This is a genomic window from Planobispora longispora (genome assembly GCF_016863135.1).
Lineage (GTDB): Bacteria > Actinomycetota > Actinomycetes > Streptosporangiales > Streptosporangiaceae > Planobispora > Planobispora longispora.
This window is the reverse complement of the sequence record NZ_BOOH01000055.1, coordinates 37569-57992: the sequence shown is the minus strand read 5'-3', so window position 1 is coordinate 57992 and position 20424 is coordinate 37569. Positions and strand designations below refer to the sequence as shown.

17 protein-coding genes and 3 pseudogenes are annotated in these 20424 nt (G+C 71.0%); 7 read left to right on the top strand and 13 right to left on the bottom strand.

Annotated features, from left to right (window positions below; all coding sequences use genetic code 11):
• Window positions 1–238: 238 nt before the first annotated feature.
• Window positions 239–928 carry a CBS domain-containing protein gene (locus Plo01_RS32250; RefSeq protein ID WP_203894525.1) on the top strand — a complete coding sequence of 230 codons (690 nt, stop codon included), beginning with the start codon at window positions 239–241 and terminating at the stop codon, window positions 926–928.
• A 225-nt stretch (window positions 929–1153) separates the two neighbouring features.
• Here Plo01_RS32250 and Plo01_RS32245 read toward each other — a convergent pair whose 3' ends face one another.
• From Plo01_RS32245 to Plo01_RS32225, 6 genes and pseudogenes are all read right to left on the bottom strand, one after another.
• On the bottom strand, window positions 1154–1834 hold the full coding sequence (locus tag Plo01_RS32245) for a HypD family hydrogenase formation protein (protein WP_444980771.1): 681 nt from the start codon (window positions 1832–1834) through the stop codon (window positions 1154–1156).
• Window positions 1818–2060, bottom strand: coding sequence for a HypC/HybG/HupF family hydrogenase formation chaperone (locus Plo01_RS32240; RefSeq protein WP_239317482.1), 243 nt, complete (start codon window positions 2058–2060; stop codon window positions 1818–1820). Before Plo01_RS32240 ends, Plo01_RS32245 begins: the two co-directional genes overlap by 17 nt.
• Window positions 2061–2136: 76 nt before the next feature.
• Window positions 2137–2262: pseudogene (locus tag Plo01_RS41435) on the bottom strand (hypothetical protein); the annotation flags it as partial.
• A gap of 91 nt (window positions 2263–2353) precedes the next feature.
• Window positions 2354–2755, bottom strand: a pseudogene (locus Plo01_RS32235) (acylphosphatase); the annotation flags it as partial.
• 109 nt (window positions 2756–2864) lie between these two features.
• Window positions 2865–3797, bottom strand: coding sequence for a universal stress protein (locus tag Plo01_RS32230; protein ID WP_203894522.1), 933 nt, complete (start codon window positions 3795–3797; stop codon window positions 2865–2867).
• 81 nt (window positions 3798–3878) lie between these two features.
• Complete coding sequence (locus Plo01_RS32225) at window positions 3879–5279, bottom strand: wax ester/triacylglycerol synthase domain-containing protein (protein ID WP_203894521.1); 1401 nt, start codon at window positions 5277–5279, stop codon at window positions 3879–3881.
• 197 nt (window positions 5280–5476) lie between these two features.
• On the opposite strand from Plo01_RS32225, the gene Plo01_RS32220 reads away from it, so the two are divergent.
• Window positions 5477–5755, top strand: coding sequence for an SHOCT domain-containing protein (locus Plo01_RS32220; protein ID WP_239317480.1), 279 nt, complete (start codon window positions 5477–5479; stop codon window positions 5753–5755).
• A 110-nt stretch (window positions 5756–5865) separates the two neighbouring features.
• On the opposite strand, the gene Plo01_RS32215 is transcribed toward Plo01_RS32220, so the two are convergent.
• Window positions 5866–7503, bottom strand: a complete 1638-nt coding sequence (locus Plo01_RS32215) for an ABC transporter permease (protein ID WP_203894520.1) — start codon at window positions 7501–7503, stop codon at window positions 5866–5868.
• On the bottom strand, window positions 7500–8513 hold the full coding sequence (locus Plo01_RS32210) for an ABC transporter ATP-binding protein (protein ID WP_203894519.1): 1014 nt from the start codon (window positions 8511–8513) through the stop codon (window positions 7500–7502). Before Plo01_RS32210 ends, Plo01_RS32215 begins: the two co-directional genes overlap by 4 nt.
• 911 nt (window positions 8514–9424) lie before the next feature.
• Here Plo01_RS32210 and Plo01_RS32205 point away from each other — a divergent pair.
• Window positions 9425–9892, top strand: coding sequence for an SRPBCC family protein (locus Plo01_RS32205; protein WP_203894518.1), 468 nt, complete (start codon window positions 9425–9427; stop codon window positions 9890–9892).
• On the opposite strand, the pseudogene Plo01_RS40625 reads toward Plo01_RS32205, so the two are convergent.
• A pseudogene (locus Plo01_RS40625) lies at window positions 9850–10339 on the bottom strand (transposase); the annotation flags it as partial. The gene Plo01_RS32205 and the pseudogene Plo01_RS40625 overlap by 43 nt on opposite strands.
• Window positions 10340–10642: 303 nt before the next feature.
• Here Plo01_RS40625 and Plo01_RS32200 point away from each other — a divergent pair.
• A complete protein-coding gene (locus Plo01_RS32200; protein ID WP_203894517.1) occupies window positions 10643–10870 on the top strand; it encodes an IS3 family transposase in 228 nt (75 codons plus the stop codon).
• A 41-nt stretch (window positions 10871–10911) separates the two neighbouring features.
• Here the strand turns inward: Plo01_RS32200 and Plo01_RS32195 are convergent, their stop codons facing one another.
• Together Plo01_RS32195 and Plo01_RS32190 are read right to left on the bottom strand one after the other, a co-directional pair.
• On the bottom strand, window positions 10912–11451 hold the full coding sequence (locus Plo01_RS32195) for a Tn3 family transposase (protein ID WP_203894516.1): 540 nt from the start codon (window positions 11449–11451) through the stop codon (window positions 10912–10914).
• Between the two features lie 16 nt (window positions 11452–11467).
• Window positions 11468–12352: a helix-turn-helix domain-containing protein gene (locus Plo01_RS32190; RefSeq protein ID WP_203894515.1), complete on the bottom strand. Its 885-nt coding sequence runs from the start codon at window positions 12350–12352 to the stop codon at window positions 11468–11470.
• Window positions 12353–12515: 163 nt separating this feature from the next.
• Between Plo01_RS32190 and Plo01_RS32185 the strand changes: the two genes are divergently transcribed.
• Window positions 12516–13559, top strand: coding sequence for an NAD(P)-dependent alcohol dehydrogenase (locus Plo01_RS32185; RefSeq protein ID WP_275415445.1), 1044 nt, complete (start codon window positions 12516–12518; stop codon window positions 13557–13559).
• A 372-nt stretch (window positions 13560–13931) separates the two neighbouring features.
• On the top strand, window positions 13932–14405 hold the full coding sequence (locus Plo01_RS32180; RefSeq protein WP_203894513.1) for a hypothetical protein: 474 nt from the start codon (window positions 13932–13934) through the stop codon (window positions 14403–14405).
• 175 nt (window positions 14406–14580) lie between these two features.
• Here Plo01_RS32180 and Plo01_RS32175 read toward each other — a convergent pair whose 3' ends face one another.
• Window positions 14581–16263, bottom strand: coding sequence for a hypothetical protein (locus Plo01_RS32175; RefSeq protein ID WP_203894512.1), 1683 nt, complete (start codon window positions 16261–16263; stop codon window positions 14581–14583).
• 191 nt (window positions 16264–16454) lie between these two features.
• On the opposite strand from Plo01_RS32175, the gene Plo01_RS32170 reads away from it, so the two are divergent.
• Window positions 16455–19157 (top strand): hypothetical protein, encoded by a 2703-nt coding sequence (locus Plo01_RS32170; protein WP_203894511.1) that lies wholly within the window; start codon window positions 16455–16457, stop codon window positions 19155–19157.
• Window positions 19158–19993: 836 nt separating this feature from the next.
• Here the strand turns inward: Plo01_RS32170 and Plo01_RS32165 are convergent.
• Entirely contained in the window at window positions 19994–20401 is a 408-nt protein-coding gene (locus tag Plo01_RS32165; RefSeq protein WP_203894510.1) for a hypothetical protein, read from the bottom strand.
• Window positions 20402–20424: the final 23 nt, after the last annotated feature.

Sequence of the window (20424 nt, the reverse complement as noted above, 5' to 3'; positions counted from 1 at the left end):
GACCCGGCGCCCTGCCTCTACCGATCCGGGTCGACGGCGCCTGGTTCTTTTCTCCGGTGCTGTCGCCGCCCCGCCGGAGGAAGCGTCCGCTTGCCCTCCAACAAGCTCACCATCAGGCAAAACAGATGCGGAAAACGGCACAACGACCTCGCAGCGGAGGACTTCCGGCTCTGCCCGCTCCCTCAGGGACGAAGGTGAAATGAGAGGGAAGAAACCCCACGATTTCCAGGAGAGCCCGATGCGTGTGAAGGTCAGCGAGGTCATGACGGGCACGGTGGCCTCCGTCACCGGTGCCACCCCCTTCAAGGACGTCGCCGAGACGCTCGTCAACCACGGCGTGAGCGCGGTCCCGGTCGTCGACGCCGACAACCACGTCATCGGTGTGATCTCCGAGGCGGATCTGTTGTGCAAGGAGGAGTTCAAGGAGCAGTACTACCGGGAGGGCTACCGGCCGCCGCTGCGCGCCCGGCTGCGCCACCGCCTCGGCCAGGACAAGGGCAAGAACCTGGACAAGGCGCGCGGGGAGACCGCCGCCGAGCTGATGACTTCCCCGGCCGTCACCATCCGCCCGCAGTCCGCCGTGGTGTACGCGATGCGGTTGATGGACGAGCACGGCGTCAAGCGCCTGCCGGTCGTCGACGAAAACGGTGCCTTGCAGGGCATCGTCAGCCGTCATGACCTGATCAAGGTGTTCGTCCGGCCGGATGCCGACATCGCCCAGGAGATCCGCAAGGACATCCTGGACCACTCCGCATGGACCGACACCTCCCAGGTGAGAGTCTCCGTGCATCAGGGCGTGGTGACGCTGGGCGGTCGCATGCAGCAGCGCAGCGAGGCCCGGGTCGCCGCCCGCCTGGCGCTGCGGATCAACGGCGTGGTCGATGTCGTCGACGAGATCCAGTGGGACGAGGACGACACCCGCGCCTGAACCGGAGTCCGTTCGGAGCCCGGAATCCCCGAGTGGGCCGGAGTGCCCATGATTGCAGGTCCAACGGCCGTACCCGCCTGCCGAAACGGTCCCGACACTAAAAGGTGGAAGACGCGTCTACGCGCGACAAAGGGGTCGGACCCGGCACAGCCGTCCCATGTGCGGTGTGCAGACCCCGCCGAATCGGAAAGAGGAACCAGAGATGCCCCGCCAGATCGCTCTGACCTACCAGCCCCCGTCCACAGCAGCCCTCGAGGCCCGCATCCGCGATCTGGAGACGCGGGTCGCCCACCTCACCGCGCTGGTCGAAGCACTGACGCATGCCCCCGCGTCCCAGGCTTGAGCGGAAAAAGCCCCAGCCTTGAGCGGGAACCCGAAGTCCTCCAGGCGGCGGGCGCGTGCCATGATCCCGGTACGCGCCCGAGTCCCAGTCCGGCCGGGGCCAGTACCAGGCCGCTGGCCGGGATCGCACCGATCCCGCGCCAAGTGCGGTCGCCGACCCGGAAGGCCCGCTCGATCGCCCGCTGCGCCGCGGCGTTGCCGGTGCGGCGGACCGCGGACGTACTGGTTCTCCACCCGGAAGGCGCCCGCCTCGAGCTGGCGGATCGCCAGGAGGATGCCTTCGAGCAGCTCCAGGGGCTCGAAGCCGGTCACCACGATCGGCACCCGGCAGCGGGCGGCGAGCGGCTCGTAGGCGGTCCAGCCCATGATCGCGCATACGTGCCCGGCGGCCAGGAACGCCTGCACCTCGTTGTGCGCGGAGTCGAGGATCGCACTCATCGCCGGAGGCACCAGCACATGGCTGACCAGCAGGCTGAAGTTGGCCAGGCCGAGGTCGGCGGCGTGGATCTCGGCCAGCAGCGCCCGGGCCAGGACCGGATCGCGATACTCATCCAGATATCTCATCGAGCCCTCCGGGAATCGCCCTGATCACCGCGAGGGTGCGCTCGGCCTCCTGCTCGTCCACCACGGAGATGGCGAAGCCGACATGTACGATCACGTAGTCGCCCGGACGAGCCTCGGGCGTGTAGGCCAGGCAGACCTCCCGCCGCAGGCCGCCGAAGTCGGCCACGCCCAGGGGCGGGGAGCCGCCGTGCAGCTCGACGATCCGTCCGGGGATGCCCAGGCACACCGCTCTCACCTCCGCGGGCCGCGGCGATCGTGGCATGGAAGGCCGCGGCCACCGCGCCGACCGGCTCGCCGTCCGCTTTGGCCTCCAGCAGGTCCCGCAGCGTGGCCACGGCGTCATAGACCCACATTCCGCCGTCTCGGCGGATGCGCCAGGCGAGCGGGTCGGCGCCGGGAAAGCCGGTCGCCGCCCGCTCGAGTCTCATCGCGGCCTCGCCCTCGAAGCGGTTGTCCGCGCACAGGCCCAGCAGAAGCGGGCCAGCCGGTGTAGGTGGCCCGCAGCACTTCCCCGCCCCAGAACGTGCCGTCGTCCCCGAGACCGAGCCCGTCGTAGGCGATGCCCAGGAACGGCCCGGTCAGCCCGTGCTCGGCGGCCACGCCCGCGACGTGCGCGTGGTGGTGCTGGACGGTGATGCGATCGGCGGCGGGCCACCCTCCGGCGAGCTGGGTCGACAGATAAGCCGGATGCGCGTCGTGGGCGACCGCGGCCGGGGCGACGCCGTGGATGGCGCGCGCCCGGCCGAGGGCGTCGTCGAAGGCCTCCAGGTCCGCCCGCGTGCCGGTGACGGTGATGGTCACCTGCCCTCCGGCGTTGCGGACGTGTCCGCGCAACCCGATCCGCGTGGCGAGCCGGTGCACGAACGGCCGGAATCCCACGCCCTGCACGACCCCGCGCACCTCGATGCGCCAGGTCTGCATGCTCTGGACGACGGTCTCGGTCATGTTCCGACCCTCCCTCCGGGGCTCACGTCCCGTCAGTGCCGCACGGCCTCGCGTGCCGGGACCAAGGTCCCGATCCGGGTAGCGGTCACGCGACCGGCCGCAGCCGGATGCGGTCCGCATGGCCCGACCGGCTCTCCCATCCCCGGTGGACCACCGCGACGGGGCAGGGCGCGTGGCGCATCACGGCCTGGCTGACCGAGCCGGACAGCAGGCCGCGGAGCTCGCCCATCCCGCGGGATCCGACCACCAGCAGCCGCGCCTGCGCGGCCGCGGCCGGCAGCTCCCCGCGCGGCGATCCGTCGAGGATCTCGACGCGGACCTCCAGGCCGGGATACCGGTGCAACCACGGCCACAGCTCGGTCCAGAGCTTCCCTTCGGCCTGCAGACGCGCGATCTGCGACGCGGCGGAGTCCTCATGGCCGATGTGCGCATCGGCCATGAGGACCCGGAGCGGCGCGTGATGGAGGTGCGCCTCTCCGGCGGCGAAGTCCAGGGCGGCCGGCGACTCGGGTGAGCCGTCGAAGCCGACCACCACGGGCCGCCTCCCGCCCGGGTCGGAGTGTCCTCGCACGACCACGACGGGGCAGCGGACGCGCACCGCCACCCAGGTGCTCACCGACCCGTGCAGCAGAGTCGCCGGCCCGCTCCGGTCCCAGGTGCCCACCACGAGCAGTTCTGCCATCCCGGCCAGTTCCGCGAGCACGTCCGCGGACCGCCCCTGCCGCAGGACCGTCCGGACGGCCAGCCCGGGATGATTCCGCTCGGCCCAGGCCGCGCTGCGATCGAGCATCCGGCGGGCCGGGCGGCAGGCCATCTCCGCCGGCACCTCCTCCCCCGGCCATTGGGGGTAGGGCCACCGCCAGACGTGGCAGACGGTGAGCGGGACGCCCCTGGCAGCTGCCTCGGCCGCGGCCCAGCGCAGGGCCGCATCCCCCGGGGCGAAGCCGTCGATCCCCACCACCACGCCGAGTCCGTCCTGTATGCCGGTCATCATGGCCTCCTCACGGTCGAAGCTCACGCTCCCACCCTCGTCCCCGGGGCCGATCCGGTTCAGGGCCGCTCCTCCTGTCTCGGCGGGACCTTCGTCATCTGACCCTCGTCAGCTGGCCGTCCAGGCGCCGCTCTCCTCCGGATGCGGCAGCTCCCGCGGCCGGTCGGGCGCCTCCGTCAGGGCGTCGAGCTCGGCCCGCAGCGCGGCGACGAGGACGGGGAGGTCGGGCACGTTGTCGGGATCGACCAGGACGGAGACGGTGAACGTCCCGGCGTACGACAGGGCCTCGAAGCTCACGGTGACGTTGCCGCTCTCGGCGACCGCGACCGGCACGACCGCGCGGATCGCCGCGCCGCCGAACGACAGCGGCCGATCGGGGCCGCGCACGTTGCTGACCAGCGTGTGCAGGCGCCGCTGGCGCCGCATGTACCAGCGATACAGCCCCAGCCCGGCCAGGGCCCGGAACAGCAGGCCGAACAGGGCGATGAGGGGCGTCTTGGCGGCCGTGGCCTTGCGGGCCCGCAGGATGGCCGCGATGCGCTCCAGCCGCCGCGCGGGCGGCTCGCCGGTGACCGGGAGGGTGACGATCAGCGGGATGACCTCGTTGCCGAGCCGGTCGGCGCCGGCCGTACGGCGGGCCGCCACCATCACCCCCACGGCGAAGGCGTCGACGGACTCACCGCGATGCGTCAGCAGCGTGCGCAGCGCACCGGTGATCGCGGTCAGCAGCGCGTCGTTGACGGTCCCGCCGGAGCGGTGGGCCGCCGCCCGCAGCGCGGCCAGATCGGTGCCGACCGTCTCCACCCGCCAGCGCGGCCCGGTCGGCCGCAGCAGCGAGCACCGGGCGGCAGGTTCCGGGTGGAGCAACCCGCCCGACGTCGCCGCGGACGCCCGGACGGTCCGCCAGAACGCGGGCACGCGGCCCAGCGCCCGCAGGCGGCCGAGGAGGGCGTCGGCGGCGAGTCGCCGTCGCGAGGGCAGGCTCCGGGGGAACGCCGCGGCCTCCGCAGGCGGCGCGGCGGCCGTCTGGTCCACCAGCCCGGCCAGCACGGCCAGCCCGCCGATGCCGTCGGCCACCACGTGGTCCAGGACGACGACCATCCCGAGCACGTCGCCGCCCGGTCCGGTGACGAACGTCACCGACCACGGCGGACGGGACAATGGCAGCGGCTCGCTCACCACGGCGGTGGCCACATCCAGCAGCGCCCGCTCATCCGCCGGGGCCGGGCAGGGCACGCTGCGCACGTGCCGGCCGACGGCGAAGGCCGCATCGTCGGCCCAGACGGGGCGGCCGCATCCCGGCGGCACCCGTACCAGGCGCTGCCGCAGCCGCGGGATGGCCCGGACGCGCTCGGCCAGCAGCCTGGTGGCGGCCTCCCGGTCGAAGTCCGGTGTCGCCCCCAGCACCAGCAGGGCGCCGATCTGCCGGGGCGCCGATCGCGAGCTCATCGCCAGCATCGCCAGGTCATCGGGGCTGGCCCGCTCGATCGTGCGCGTGGGCTCGTTCATCGTCTCCATCCCCTTCCATCCCGGGGCGTCCGCCGGGCCCGCGCGTGCGGGAAAGCCTGGTCCGGCGCTCACCTTCAGACTCCCGCGCCGCCTCCTGCCGCAGCAGGGCCTTCCGCTCCCCGGCCGGGGGACTTTCGGTCCTTTCCCGCCCGGGTCCGGCCGTGACCGCTGGAAGAAGGCAAAGGAAGGAGGCTGCCATGAACGCGTTGCTCGTGGCCGCCGGCCCGTGGGACGGCAGGGGCCACCACATGTGGGGCGGCGGATCGGCGTGGTTGGGGGGCTCGCTCATGATGCTGGTGTGGGCGGGCCTCATCGCCGGAGGAGTCTGGCTGGTCGTCCGCGCCGCCTCCGACCGGCGGCCGGCCGGGCGCCCTGAAGCCGGACGCGCGCGTGAGGCGCTGGCCGACCGGTACGCCAAGGGCGAGATCTCCACCGAGGAGTACCAGGAGCGGCTCGCCCACCTCGGCACCGGCTGACGGGCACCGTACCGGAGCCCTGGACGGGTGAGCCGGAGTGGGAGGTAACCGTTGAGGCCGCTGTGCCGTCTCCGTGTCCCTGCATCTCTGTGTCCGTCATGCCGTCCTGGTCAGGCCGACGCGTCTCCTTTGGTGCGGCGGCCGTTTGCGACAGCGAGGGCCGGCACCCCGGCCAGCATCCAGGCGGCCACGACCGCCAGGTCCGTCCACGGCCAGGGACGGCCCGCCGGATCGAGGGCGGCCAGCAGCGCGTGTGAGAGGTGCTTGAGCGGGAACACCTCCCCGGCCGTCTCCAGCACCGCGGGCAGCGGCCCGCCGACGACGAACACGTCCGAAACGAAGGCCAGCGGCAGGAAGGTCCCCAAGGTGATCGCGTTCGCAGTCGCGGACCGGGCGGCCAGCGTCGCCACCAGCGCTCCCAGGACGGCGAAGCACGCCACCCCCAGCACCACCGTCACCAGCATCACGGGGATCGCCGACAATCCGATCCGGACGTCGTAGCCGGACACCGCCACCAGCGCCAGCACGATGGTGGTGGCCAGCGTGACCTGCAGCGCGCAGACGACCCAGCCGCTGTAGTAGGCCCAGCGCGGCAGCGGCGTGCCGGCCAGCCGCTTGAGCACGCCCCGCTCCTTGTCGACCGTGACGGCCTCGGCGAGGTTGACATAAGCCGAAACCCCGACCGTGTAGGCGGTCATCGCGGCCAGCATGAACACCGGCAACGGCACCCCCTCGGCCTGCGTCTCACCGAAGACCAGCGAGATGATCACCAGCAGCAGGATCGGCAGCACCACGGTGAAGAACGCCGTCGGCAGATCCCGGCGCAGCCGCAGCGCGGCGTGCGCGGCCTGGCCCCCGGCCAGCCGCCACGGCGCGGGACGCCCCTCGGGCCGGACGGCGCGGATGGCGGGCCTGGACACCGCCGCCGGTGGTCGCGGTTTCGCCGTACCCGCCACCGCGGCCCTGTCCTGTGACCGCTCCCAGCCGAAGCGCCACACCGCCACCGCCACGGCCCCGGCCGCCCAGGCCGCCAGCACAGCCAGATGGCCGCCGTGCAGGCCCGAGCCGGGCAGGAAGGGATTGAAGGCATCGCGCACGGCCTCGCCGAAGTGACGCAGCGGGAAGATCCACCCGATGGTCTCCAGCCAGACCGGCAGCTTCGCGCCGACCAAGATGACGTCGGAGATGAACGCCAGCGCCAACAGCAGTCCGGTGCCGATCAGCTGCACCGCCGCCGCGCTGCGCACCAGCGCCACCACGGCGAAGCCGAGCGCGGTGAAGCACACCACTCCGAGCAGCAAGGTCAGCAGCAGCGCCGGCAGCGTGCGCCCCACCAGCTGCACGTCGTAGAAGAGCACTCCGGCGCCGACCAGCACCACGGTCGTGGCCAGCGCGATCGCCAGGGACGTCCCGGCCAGAGCGGCGATCACCGCCCAGGCCGGCACCGGGGTGCCGCGCAGGCGCTTGAGCCAGCCGCGGTCACGCAGATCGGCCAGGTGCATCGCCAGAGCGCCGAAGCAGCCCTGGGCGATGCCGAAGACGGTCATGACCGGGACGACGAACTGCATCACCCGCACACCGGTGGCCGGATCGACGGTCGCGTTGCCCACCGCGGCACCGACGATCACCATCATCAGCAGCGGCATCGCGACGGTGAAGACGGCCGCGATCGGGGTGCGCAGGAAGGAGCGCGTCTCGTGCCGGGCCAGGCGGGCGACCAGCCCGGCATCCGCGACGTGGATGTTCATGACGACCTCCTGGGTGCGGATTCGTCGCCGACGGCCGGTTCCCGCCCGGTTCCGGATGACGCTTTGAACCGCTCGCCAACGGCGGCCGGTTCCCGCCCGGCCTCAGCTGACGGTCCGGGGTCCTCGACGAGGTCGAGATAGACGTCTTCCAGGCTCGGCTGCGACAGCGTCAGCGAGGTCAGCTCCGCTCCCCGCTCCAGCGCCCAGCCGGTCAGGGTGTGCATGTCGCGGGCGGCCTGCCGGGTGCGTACGTCCACCGCCTCGCCGTACGCCTTGATCTCGCCGGTGAGCGCCGGCAGGTCGGCCGGGGCCGTGCCCTCGGGCAGCCGGAAGGACAGCACGCTTCCCCGGCCGTCCCCGCCGAGCGCGTCCGGTGCGCCGATGGCCACCAGCCGTCCCGCGCGCAGCACCGCGACCCGGTCGGCCAGGTGCTGGGCCTCGTCCATGTAGTGGGTGGTCAGCAGGATCGTGGTGCCCAGCGCGCGCAGGCCCTCGATCAGCTCCCAGGCGCGGTGCCGGGCCGAGGGGTCGAACCCGGTCGTCGGCTCGTCCAGAAACAGCAGCTCGGGCCGGCCCACCAGGCCCAGCGCCAAATCCAGGCGGCGTTTCTGCCCGCCGGACAGGGTGCGCACCCGGGCGCCCGCCTTGTCGGCCAGACCGACCTGCTCGATCACCTCGCCGGGGTCACGGGGGTGCGGGTAGAAGCCCGCATACAGCCGCACCAGCTCGGCGACGGTGAACTCCTCCTCGAAGCCGGCCTCCTGCAGCACGATCCCGATGCGCTCGCGGTAGGCCCGCCCGCCGGTGGCCGGGTCGAGCCCGAGCACCGACACCGTGCCGCCGTCCCGGCCCCGATGCCCCTCCAGGATCTCCACCGTGGTGGTCTTGCCGGCGCCGTTCGGCCCCAGCAGGGCCAACACCTCGCCTTCGGCGACGGTGAAGCTCACCCCGTCCACCGCCCGTACCGGCCCGTAGTGCTTGCGCAATCCATCGACGATCACCGCAGGCATGACGCCTCCTCCCCTCGGGGCCTTCATGGTCCGTCGCCCGGCCGGAATCGGGCAGAGCCGTAGGGCGTGGGTGCTGGGGACTTTGGGCCCCTGTACACCGCTGGGACCGGCCGAGTGAGGGCACGGCTCCCGGATCCGCGGTGTTTGAGGCGACCGGCCGAAGATTCAGGAAGAGGAGGAAGGGTGAGGCGAACCACCACGCACCCGTCCGGTGCTGCGACCAGGGGTCCTCAACGACCTGGTCACGGTGGTTCGAACAGCTGCGCGTCGGCTATGGACATCGGGCCGAGCTTCGCCGATGCCCGCTCGGCCTCGCAGGTGCTCCCATCTGTCCCTGCCGGCAAGCACCCGGCGGAAAATACAGGTTGTCCAGGCATATTCGGGACTGCGGAAACAACCCCACCTACTGGACCGACCCCAGACTGTTGTCCTTATCGGGCAGACCAGGGGCGGTCAGCCGGTTGTTGCTGTTGTGATGCCGTCCACGACGTCGCCTGGCAGAAGGCTGTGGATCGAGTGGCCGGCTGGTGATGTCAGAAACCCCACGAGATGCCGTGACTGCTCAGGTAGTCCAAGGGGTACGGGCTCGACGCGCCGCCACCCGCGCGCCGAGGCGGCCTTGATGGCGGCGAGACGGAAGTACTCCAGCGTCATCTCCCTTAGCACATGAGTGCTGATGCGCTCGGGACGACCCCGCCGATCCATCGCCCAGCACAGCAGGCGGGGGTGGCGAGCGCGCCGGCGATCATCACGCCGTTGGCTGCGCCCGAATCGCGCACGAGGGATAGTCAAGACCTGTGTATCGGCGTGTCCTGCGACTTGTTGGTCGCCTCTTGATTCCTGCTGGTTTCTTCGGCGGTTCGTTCGATGAGTATGGGCTCAGCGGAACCTTTTGGTCCTAGGATCGGGCCATGAGCAGGACCGACCGCGCCAGCCGGGTCATCGCGGCATCACCGGCGACTGTCTACGACGCCCTCCTCGACCGGGAGTCGCTCGAGGCCTGGCTGCCGCCGGACGGCATGCGCGGGCGGGTCGAGCGGTGGGATCCCCGGCCTGGCGGCGGGTTCCGGATGGTCCTCACCTACCTCAACTCCACCGACAGCCCCGGCAAGACCTCAGAGTCGACGGATGTCGTCGACGTCGGGTTCGCCGACCTGGTGCCACCGGAGCGTGTGGTGCAGCGGGCGGTGTTCGAGGCCGACGATCCGTCGTACGCAGGCACCATGACGATGACCTGGCACCTCGTCGCCGTCAGTGACGGGACCGAGGTGACCGTCACCGCCACGGACGTGCCACCGGGCATCGACCAAGCGGACCACGAAGCTGGGATCGCCTCCTCGCTGGCCAACCTGGCGTCGTACGTCGAAACGGCCAGCTGACTCAAGCCGGCTGCGCCCAGGCCCATGACCACCAGAACGCAGGACTTGGCCTCGGACCGGCGGATGCGCAGGTGGATGCCGTCGGCCCAGATGGAGACGTAGTCGGTGGACGACAGGTCGCGCTCACCGAAGGCCGTGTGGTCGGCCTGCCACTGCTGGGTGAGGCGGCGGGCGAGAGGCCGGCCGAGCTGCCGGGAAACTGCTCCAGCGCGGGCACGAAGTCGCCCGAGGACAGGCCGTGCGGATAGAGCAACGGCAGCACCTCGCTGATCTTCGGGGACTTCCCGGCCCAGGGCGGCAGGATCGCCGAGGAGAACCGCTTGCGCTCCCCGGTCCCTCGTCGGTGCGCTTGTCATTCACGCGCGGGGCCTTCACCTCGCCCGTCCCGGCGGCGGTGGTGACCGACCTGGGCTGGTGATAGCCGTTGCGCACAACCAGCCGCCGACCTGGTCGACCGCCAGTTCGCCCGCGCCGCCCCCAATCAGCCATGGGTCAGAAGACATCACCGAGCACCCAACCCGGGAGGGCAAGGTCTACTGCTGCGTGGCGGGAGGACGTCTACTTCCGCCGGGTGGTGGGGGCTGGTCCATCGACAGCACCCAGACCGCCACGCTGGCCACCAGCGCACTCGGGATGGCGGTCGGCAACCGCACGCCACCGGCCGGAACGCCGATCCATTCCGATCACGGGGTGCAGTTCACCTCCTGAACCTTCACCGAGCGCGCCGAAGCATCCGGTCTGGTGCCGTCGATGGGATCGATCGGTGACTGCTTCGCAGGCGCCGTGATCGAGTCGTTTTGGGGACGGATGCGGACCGGGCTGCTCAACCGCAAGCGGTGGAAGACTCGCATCGAGCTGGCCAACGCGATCTTCGAGTATCTGGAGATCTTCCACAACCGGCAGCGGCGTCACAGCGCGCTGGGGATGCTGACCCCCGTCGAATACGAGATGCTCTACCCGGACGTCCAACCGGCATGAGAGCCAACCGAGTCGGCGCCACCAAAGTCGGAGTACATCACTCAGCTGCGGCTCGCGCGGCTGCGCGGGCCGCAGCTGGCGCCATCCGCCGCCATCGAGTTTGGCCGGCTCCGCCTCGACGTCGACGGTGATGACGCCGAAACCGTCAGGCACCACGCCTGCTCGGTCTGCTGCTCGAGGTGCGGGCGGGTGATGGTGTCCTGCTGGGCGTAGTGCAGGTCGCGGCGCAGCGCGTGCAGGGACTCGCCCTTGTCGAGCTGGCGGGAGATCTTCCGCCGATACGCCGGATCCGACAGGTATATGGCCAGGTGCACAGTCCGTCTGAGCATGCCCCACTCCTTCAGCGCGGCGGCCAGGGTGTTCTGCCGGGAGGCGGCCGACCGCTTGCCGACGATCAGCGAGGCGCTCGCTTGGCCGTACTTCAGCGCCCCGGCCGTCCGCGGCAGATCGGGCCGGCAGGAGGCGACGAGGTCCTCATTCCAGCGGGCACCCAGCAGCGGCCCGGCGTGCAGGTAGCGCTCGGCGATCTCGGCTGGGGCGGCGTCGCGTATCAGGCGGTACTTCGTGGGAAATTTCTTCATCGCTACCGGAACCCCGTCAATCACGCTTGGCGGGAGCAGGACCGGCGACTTGGGGCTGGTCGGCGGTGGTGGCCCAGCTGGCCAGCAGGCGGAGTCTGTCTTCCGAATCGCTGCCGGGCTCGGTGCCGTAGGCGACCAGGGTGAGATTGTCGGCGGCCAGGTCGAGGGACTCGTAGGTGAGGTGGAGAATGCCGACGACGGGGTGGTGGAAGGGCTTGGCGCCGATGTGGTGCTGACGGACCTCGTGGCGGGCCCAGCGGGTGCGGAAATCCTCGCTGCGGGTGGACAGCTCGCCGATCAGATCGGTGAGGTCCTTGTCGAAAGGATCACGTCCGGCCTGGGCCTGCAGCAGGGCGACGGTGTCGTCGGCGGCGCGCTCCCAATCACCCCAGAACGTCTGGGAACGGGCATCGAGGAAAATGAACCGGGCATGATTGGGGACGGCGCCGCGGGCCGCCTCGAGCATCGGAGCGTACAGGGCACGGCCCAGGGCGTTGGTGGCCAGGATGTCGCCGCGGCCGTTCATGACGAACGCGGGGGCCTCGGTCATGCCGTCCAGCAGCCGCTGCACCGTGGGCCGTACCTGTTGCGGAGCGGTGCGGCGTCGGCGGCGCGGTGCGGGTCCGGCGGCGCGGGCCAGGTCTTCCAGATGGGTGCGATCGTCGTCGTCCAGCCGCAGCGCGCGAGCCAGGGCCTCCAGCACCTGGTCGGAGACGCCGGACAAGTCACCGCGCTCCAGACGGGAGTAGTACTCCACGCTGACACCGGCCAGGTGGGCGACCTCGGCGCGGCGCAGACCCGGCACCCGGCGGGTGCCGTAGGAGACCAGCCCGGCCTGCTGCGGGCTGATCCTGGCCCGGCGGGAGGTCAGGAACTCACGGATCTGACTGCGATGGTCCACACCTTCCAGGCTAGGCGGCCCTGTCTCTGCTGGGGGTGCCCTGTCAGTACACCTTTCACCAGTGCCTTCTTCCCACTGTGACCAGCGCATTTACTAGGTAGCAGCCATCGCGCCCGGCCCCGGTGAGTCCTCCGGGGAGCGGGCTCATTCAAAGGAGCGATTCATCATGCGTGTGCCCGCCTACATCGCACCGGCCGCCGCCGCACCGCTGGCCCCCACCATCATCGAACGGCGTGGGGTCGGCCCGGGCGACGTGCTCATCGAGATCAAGTACGCCGGCATCTGCCATTCCGACATCCACACCGTCAACGGCGACTGGGGCCCCCAGCCCTATCCCCTGGTCCCGGGCCACGAGATCGTCGGCATCGTCGCCGAGGTCGGCGCCGACGTCACCGCCCACCGGGTGGGTGATCGCGTCGGCGTCGGTTGCATGGTCGGCTCCTGCGGCCGGTGCGCCGACTGCCGCAACGGCGACGAGCAGTACTGCAGGGAGGGCATGATCCCCACCTACGGCGGCGCCGACCGGGACGGCACCATCACCCAGGGCGGCTACTCCACGCACATCGTCGTGGACGCCGGCTTCGTGTTGTCGGTGCCCGAGAGCCTCGATCTGGCGGCCGCGGCGCCGCTGCTGTGCGCCGGCATCACCACCTACTCGCCGCTGCGCCGCTGGGGCGCCGGCCCGGGCAAGAAGGTCGCCGTCGTCGGACTCGGCGGCCTCGGCCACCTGGCTGTCAAGATCGCCCACGCGATGGGCGCCGAGGTCACCGTGCTGTCGCAGTCACTGAAGAAGCAGGAAGACGGCCTGCGGCTGGGGGCCGACCACTACCACGCCACCAGTGACCCCGGCACGTTCGCCCAGCTCACCGGCCGGTTCGATCTGATCGTCAACACCGTCAGCGCCCGTATCGACGTCGATGCCTACCTCGCTCTGCTCGCCGTCGACGGCACCCTGGTCAACGTCGGCGCCCCTGCCGAGCCGCTGAGCCTGAACGTGTTCTCCCTCATCGGTGCCCGGCGTTCCTACGCCGGGTCGATGATCGGCGGCATCGCCGAGACACAGGAGATGCTCGACTTCTGCGCCGCCCGCAACATCGGCGCCGACATCGAGCTGATCTCAGCCGAGCAGATCAACGAGGCCTACGCGCGGGTCCTGGCCTCTGACGTCCGCTACCGGTTCGTGATCGACACCGCCACCCTCTACTGAGGCGCGGCGCGATCGTGGGTCCCTTCTCCCCCATGATCACTTCATTGCAGACATACCCGGCTGCGGTGCCCACCCGGGCAAACTTCGACTAAAGACGTCACAGCTGCCTTCGCGCCGCCCATGGCGCTCGGCGCGATGACGCAGACACCGCGCCGCCTCCGCACCCCCGACTCATCTCCAGAAGAGCCGCATCCCACCGCGCCTGGGTCTCTGCGTCCATCTTCTTTTGATTGGCTCGGAAAGCGACGAACACGTAAAAGGGCGTGGATGGAGTGTGCATTTGGCCACTGACCTGCCCACGCCGCCTGCCACACCCTCAAGAGGCCGGCGTTCCGCCAGGAAACGCGGGTCAAACAAAAAGGGAGACACGGCATGCGATCCGACAAGCTCCTCACGCTCGCCCTGACGGCGGGCCTGGCCGTCTCGGCGACTGTGTCCGCGGCCTCACCCGCCGGCGCGAGAAGCGCGGCCGCCACCTGCCGGGTGGAGGTGAACTACGTCGACGCCTACGACACCGAGGAGAACAACGGCGACGAGATCCGGATCAACCTCGCCGGGTACATGTACCCCAGCGGCAACAACTACGTCGCCATGAACAGCGGTGACACCGCCTATTCCGGCAACTTCGCCAACCCGGCCACCACCATCGGCACCACCGGCTCAGCGTTGTTCAGCCTGCGCGAGGTGACCCCGCCCGCCGTCGGCCAGGGCGACGAGCTCGGTTCGGTCACCGCGAGGGGCTCCACCTGCGCGACGCTCGCCACCGGGCAGATCGCCTATGTCTCCAAGCACATCTTCGGCACCGGCTACTGGTACTACATGAGCCTGGTGATGACCGGCCTGTAGCCCTCGGACCCGAAGGCCCTGCCGGGATCGTCATCTGGTGACGGCCCTGGAGGCTGAGACCGTCGCCGCTCCAGCGCATTCCGATCACCCGGCCATCGAGGCCATCGTGCCCGCGGACCAGCCGAGCCCCGCGCCGGTGGCGCAGATCAGCCGCATCCCGGCCGATGGAGCGCGGTCATCTGACGGTCCGCCCGACCTTGGAGAGACGGAGCGCGTGCGGGAAGCCGACGCGCGGAGTGGTGTGGTGGGGATCGATGAACACCGGCTCCTCATCGGAACCGCCGCCCAGGTAGGCGTCCTGTGCGGTGACGCTGGTCCAGCGGTCGTTCTGCAACTGCTGGGCGGCTCCGATGCCGGTGACCGGGGGGAGGGAGATCCGCACATCCAGCTTCGGGCCGGTCAGGTGTTTCCACACACGGTGCGGGTCGGTCAGCGGGTCGGGCGGCACCCGGCTGGAGGTGTGATAGCTGCGCAGCACCCGGGAGCCGTTCTCGCCCAGCCAGCGCTGGAGCAGGTCCAGGTAGGGAGGCCAGCCGCCGGCGGACGGATGGAACCCGTCGAGGTCCCACAGCTCCTGCCACGACTCGCGCCACGCTCCGCTGGGGACCACGCCGCCGCCGGCGGGCACGCCCCACAGGCTGGAATCCAGCGTGACGTTCCGCCGCTTGGCGACCGGCGTGCACAGACCCTTGGCGGTCGACCACAGCTCCACGGTCGAGATGTCCCAGCCCCTCTCGCACATGAGCGTCTTGACCGCGGTGATCCCGGTGCTGAACCCGGCCACGGCCACCCTGCCCACCGCCGGGACCGCGCCGAACCCCTCCGACACGACGGCCGCGGTGTTGCCGCGCAGGTTCGGCCCGGCCAGCTCCATCGGGTGGGCGGACCTGGGCGGGCGCAGCCCCAGCCGGCTGGTCCGGCACTGGCGGTGCAGGAACAGGCCGATCTCCCGCAGCGCCCGCAGCAGCCCCTCCCCGCTGCTGAAGGGCCCCAGGTCGCCGTAGTCGGCGATGGGCATGACCAGCACCGCGCGGTTGCGCTGCGCGACCATCTCGTAGGCGAAGAAGAACTCGTCGAGCAGGTACTTCTTCGCCAGCTCCATGTACTTCTGGAACGGCGCGGCCCGGTTGACCAGCCCGTACGGGTAGGCCACGCCCTGGTACTCCTCGTTCTCGGTGGTGGGGCTGTAGAAGACGACGTAGTCCAGAGCCGCCGGCGGCGTCTCATCGGAGAGGTTCGGCGACCAGACCGCCACGGCGTAGCGCGGCCGGCTGGGCCGGGGCGCGTATTCCAGCCAGTAGAACCGCCCGAAGGCCGCGAGGTCGGCCTGCGCCGTATCGCTCTGCAGCCGTTTCCATCCCTTCGTTCCCGGGGCCACCGGCTTCGGCGGGAGCAGCTGCGCCCGCGGCACCTGGACCGCTCTTATGTCGTTCCAGTGCCGGGCGTAGCCGAACACCCCCGGGAAGCGGGGAACGCCGGACAGCAGCACACCGCCGGGGTCGCGCGCCGGGGTCTTCATCAGAGCGGCGACCTGCTCGGCCGGCAGATTGACGGTGGGCGCGGTGTCCATCCGGCCCAGCCGTACGGCCAGCAGCACCTCCTGACCGCTCACCGTCGGAGTGACCAGGGCGTTGTCCCAGGAGGCGCGGCCCGGCAGGCCGGTGAACGCGCACCTCTCCGCCACGTGCTGGCCGTGGTCGACCTCCAGCGTCACCAGCCGGGCCGGGTCGAGGTCGATCTCGGCGCTCCAGCGCCCGGCGGGGTCGGTGAGCCCGCCGGCGGACCCCAGGCGCACCCGCGCCCCGGCCAGGGGCCGGCCGTTGACGTCGACCACGGAGACTCTGCACGTGACGGCCATCCGGGCTCCCGGGCGGGGGACGATGCGGGACCTTCCGAGCCTAGACGGCACGGAGGCCGGATGGTACGGAGAGTCCTGATGTGGACACTCACTGTCAATCGCCGGAATCGCGTGGCACATTGGCACTTCAGGGAGAGGCGCGGCCCGCCGAGGACACATACGGCCCGGTGCGGCCTACCTAAGGGGGTCTCATGGCGATCGTCGTCACGTTCACCGGGAAGACGGCCCTGCCGGGACCGGACACGGGCTTCCAGATCTGGTCATACAAGATCGATCCAAGCCCGCCCGGCGAGATCCCGGCGAACCAGCAGATCGCGCTGAGCCTGCCCGTCACCGTGGACGTGCGGGATCCGGGCCTCCACCCGGATCTCCCCCAGCTGGCCGGCACCTTCCTGCGGCGCGATCCGGGTTCGGCCCGCCAGTACGTCGGGCGGACCACCGGGTCGGCCGGGGCCCAGACCATCTCGTTCGTCGCCCCGGCCGCCGAGTCCACCTGCGAGATGCTGCTCGTCAGGATCCAGTCGAACCAGCCGGTGGTGTCGCTGCCCTTCGCCACCGCCCCCGGCGGCGTCCACGCCCCGGTGCAGGTCCTGACCGCGCCGGTGCAGGGCCGGCCGGTGTTCAACGGCCGCCCGCTGACCGACTTCGCGGGCACGCTGCCGTACGCCAGCGAGATCTTCGGCGTCTATCAGCCGCTGGCCGGCTGGTTCGGCGCGCAGAACACCCTGCGGGCGGCCACCGGCACCACCGGCTACGAGGTCCCGGGGCTGAGCCGGGAGGCCTTCTCCGCCGCGGCGGCCCGCACGCTGGACGACCGGGAACTCGCGGACCTGGCCGGACGGCTGGAGGCCGCCGCCCAGGGCGTGCTGTCCCCGGTGGGGCTGGTCAACCTCTTCCGGCAGTACTTCTTCGAGTTCGACACCTTCCTGGGCGCTCCGGCCGGGCACCTGTGGATCAGTCCCGGCGGCACCGTGGAGGTGGTGGAGACCAGCACCCGCCGCACGCTGGTCGAACGGGTCGCCGAGCAGGCGGAGGAGACCTCCCGCAAGGTCGAGGAGAGCCTGACCCGGCAGGAGGACATCGCCGACGCGGTCAAGGAGGAGAACGCCAACGACACCAAGCTCGGGGTCAGCGCGACCGGCGGGGTGAACGCCCCGATCTACCACGCCGACGCCAGCGCCAGCTTCAGCACCCAGAGCACGGTCAAACGGTCCGCCGAGGAGACGCACAAGCACGCCCGCACGCAGAGCTCCAAGGTCACCAGCGAGATCAAGCGCAACTTCAAGACGACGTTCAAGACGGTCACCGACGTCACCGACACCTCCAGCCGCCGCTACGTCGTGCAGAACACCACCGACCAGCTCGTCAACTACGAACTGCGGCGCAAGATGCGCAAGGTCGGCGTGCAGCTCCAGCACATCGGCGCGCGGCTGAGCTGGCAGGTCTACCTCGACGCGCCCGGCCGCGACCTGGGGCTGGGCGACATGGTCGACGTGGTCGCCGCGCCCGACCTGACCGGGGTCCAGAAACCGGAGATCCAGCCCCGCCCGCAGGACCAGAAGGTGACCTATCCCCTGTCGCTCCCCTTCGTCCTGCACCAGGGGGCGGACGACGAGGCGGAGAACACCTACAAGCTCTCCGACGAGAACCGCGACCACGGGATCCACAAGCCCGACGTCGGCACCAACAACATCATCCAGTTCCGGTTCGACTTCCCGCTCCCGCCCCCGCCCCCGGGCTACGAGGTCAACCGGATCGCCTCCATCGACTTCCGCGGCGCCCAGGTCCAGTTCACCACCTCGCACACCGACCTGGGCATGCCCGCCAACCCCGATCCCGCCAAGAACAGCCTCGGCCTCCGGCTGACCCACGCCAACTTCCAGGGCAGGAAGTCCCTGCCCTTCGACGCCTCGATCGTCTACACGCCGACGGCCGCGGCCGTCCAGGCGATCGACGCGGCCAACGCCGAGGCCCGGGCCGCCTACGCCAGACAGGTCGCGCAGCTCCAGCACGAGGCGTACGGCCACGCGGTGCGCGAGCGCCTCAAGAAGGTCAGCACGATGCGCTCCCGGCCGCCCGAGGACCTGCGCAGCGAGGAACGGCAGACGGTCTTCGGCACCCTGATCCGCAGACTCTCCCTGGGCACGGACCCGCACCTCGGTTCGGAGCTGATCCGGCAACTGTTCGACGTCGACGAGATGCTGTACTTCGTCGCCCCCGACTTCTGGCGGCCGAGCACCGGGACGACCCACCCCACCCCGTCCAGTCTCGGCCGGTACCCGGTCCCCCCGCCGCCGTGGGCGGCCGACCAGACGGCGCCCCTGGCGGGTGAGACCGTGGTGAGCTGGTACTCCCACACCGACCGGAACAACGCCATCGACCCGCAGGGCCAGGCCACCCCCGAGTGGCGGATCGACTACCTCATCACCGAGGAGACCCAGCCCGCGCCGCTGGGCAGCTCCCTGGGCTGGCTGATCCAGATCGACGGCGACGAGCGCCGCAACGAGTTCCTCAACGCGGCCTGGGCCAAGGCGGTCCTGCCGGTGCGGCCGGGGCACGAGATCGCCGCCCTGAAGTGGCTCGTCGAGGTCGAGGGCCAGGCCGCCTTCGACCTGCCCTACCCGTTCCAGCCGGGCGACCCGCCCGAGTACCAGGGCAAGAAGGTCGGCGAGGTGCTGCAACTGCTCGCGGCCGGACTGCAGGCGTCCAACACCTCGGTGGCGAACCTGCTGGCCACCGAGGAGGTCTTCGAGACCGGGTTCGACCCGCTCGATGGGGGCTTCCGCCCGGCCGAGCCGTACCAGATCTTCGACCAGTGGATCGAGGTGCTCCCGACCGACCAGGTCGTGGCCGTGCAGGTCCGCTACGACCCGAAGACCGGCCAGCAGCTCTGACCCCGGTCGGACCCCGGCGGCGGGCCCCGATCGATGCGCGGTCGTGCGCGGTCGCGGTCGAGGGCCGGGACAATCCGGTCAGGCCGCCCGTGCGAGCCGGTCCAGCGTGCGATTCAGGGCCGACTGGCCGCGCTCGAACAGCGATTGCGGATCTACCCCTGCAGGGCCCTGCCATCGCAGGTAGACGGCGATCGCGCCTTTCCGTACGGCTCCGCCACGTGCACGTAAGAGCCGCGATAGCCGGAGGCGGCGGTCGCCTTCGGATGACGCGCGGCGAACCGCTCGATCCCCCCGTCCACGACCCGTGCCGGAAGGCCGCCACCGACGGTGCGATGACTTTCGGGCGGGTCTGCTCGTTGTAGGTGAATCCCGGGTCGGAGTATCGGCAAGGGTCCGGTGCGAAGGACCCGATCGGGAAGTCCTCGTCGCGCAGCCAGGCCCGCCGTACCTGCTCGGCCTGCTGTTCATCATGGGCCAGCGCCACCATCTCGTGCACGACGACCCCGCCGAGCAGTGAGCGCTCCACGGAGGGGACGAAGCTCGGAAGGCGCTCTCGGAACGCCACGGAACTGCAGGACATGTCGGTGCTCATCGGCGGCCCTGACCTGCCCGTCAGGAACGGGCGCGGTCCGCCGGGCTCCGGCCAGATCTTCAGCTGCCTGCCGTACACGCCGGGATCGGGCAGGGCGCCGGACATCCGGGCCGTCCGGTCCTGAGCGGCTGGCGCGGTGACGCCGCCGTCGGCCACGGCCAGCACGGACGGTGAACGGCTTGTAGAAGAAGGAGTGATCGGTGTCGCGCCCTCTTCGCCCGCTGATGATGGCCTGCACGCCGGATCAGCCGCCACGGTCGAAGGCGGACACACTCGCCTGCCCTCGCAGTCCCTCCCCCATTCCGACGACCGCCGGGCCCGCGCAGCCGCGAGCCACCGCGGCGGCCCGGGCCACCAGGCGAGCCGCTCGCGCCGCACCGGGCATCAGCATGAACCGCACGTGGACGGGCGGGTCGGTCCTCACCTGGGCGACCACGGTGGGAACCGCCTGCGGTTCGGCGGGCGCCTCGGGGTCGGAGGCGTTCAGGCACAGGTGGAAGACATCACCCGCCCGGGGGAACGGTGCCTGGCCGCGCAGCTCGAACTCGCGCAGCCGGCGTGCGATCTCCTCAACCGTGCGGGCGGGCTCGGTGAAACGCGGCGGTTCCACCGAGACGCCGCACCCGGTCAGCATCAGCACGATGACGAACATCCGGCCCATACGGATGAGATGTT

Bases quoted from the DNA above. Each gene is read 5' to 3' on its own strand.
- Plo01_RS32165 (WP_203894510.1), bottom strand. From the start codon at position 20,401: ATGTTCGTCATCGTGCTGATGCTGACCGGGTGCGGCGTCTCGGTGGAA.
- Plo01_RS32210 (WP_203894519.1), bottom strand. From the start codon at position 8,513: ATGCCTGCGGTGATCGTCGATGGATTGCGCAAGCACTACGGGCCGGTA.
- Plo01_RS32250 (WP_203894525.1), top strand. From the start codon at position 239: ATGCGTGTGAAGGTCAGCGAGGTCATGACGGGCACGGTGGCCTCCGTC.
- Plo01_RS32245 (WP_444980771.1), bottom strand. From the start codon at position 1,834: ATGAGATATCTGGATGAGTATCGCGATCCGGTCCTGGCCCGGGCGCTG.
- Plo01_RS32175 (WP_203894512.1), bottom strand. From the start codon at position 16,263: ATGGCCGTCACGTGCAGAGTCTCCGTGGTCGACGTCAACGGCCGGCCC.
- Plo01_RS32180 (WP_203894513.1), top strand. From the start codon at position 13,932: ATGCGATCCGACAAGCTCCTCACGCTCGCCCTGACGGCGGGCCTGGCC.
- Plo01_RS32220 (WP_239317480.1), top strand. From the start codon at position 5,477: ATGAACGCGTTGCTCGTGGCCGCCGGCCCGTGGGACGGCAGGGGCCAC.
- Plo01_RS32200 (WP_203894517.1), top strand. From the start codon at position 10,643: ATGGGATCGATCGGTGACTGCTTCGCAGGCGCCGTGATCGAGTCGTTT.
- Plo01_RS32195 (WP_203894516.1), bottom strand. From the start codon at position 11,451: ATGAAGAAATTTCCCACGAAGTACCGCCTGATACGCGACGCCGCCCCA.
- Plo01_RS32205 (WP_203894518.1), top strand. From the start codon at position 9,425: ATGAGCAGGACCGACCGCGCCAGCCGGGTCATCGCGGCATCACCGGCG.
- Plo01_RS32170 (WP_203894511.1), top strand. From the start codon at position 16,455: ATGGCGATCGTCGTCACGTTCACCGGGAAGACGGCCCTGCCGGGACCG.
- Plo01_RS32215 (WP_203894520.1), bottom strand. From the start codon at position 7,503: ATGAACATCCACGTCGCGGATGCCGGGCTGGTCGCCCGCCTGGCCCGG.
- Plo01_RS32225 (WP_203894521.1), bottom strand. From the start codon at position 5,279: ATGAACGAGCCCACGCGCACGATCGAGCGGGCCAGCCCCGATGACCTG.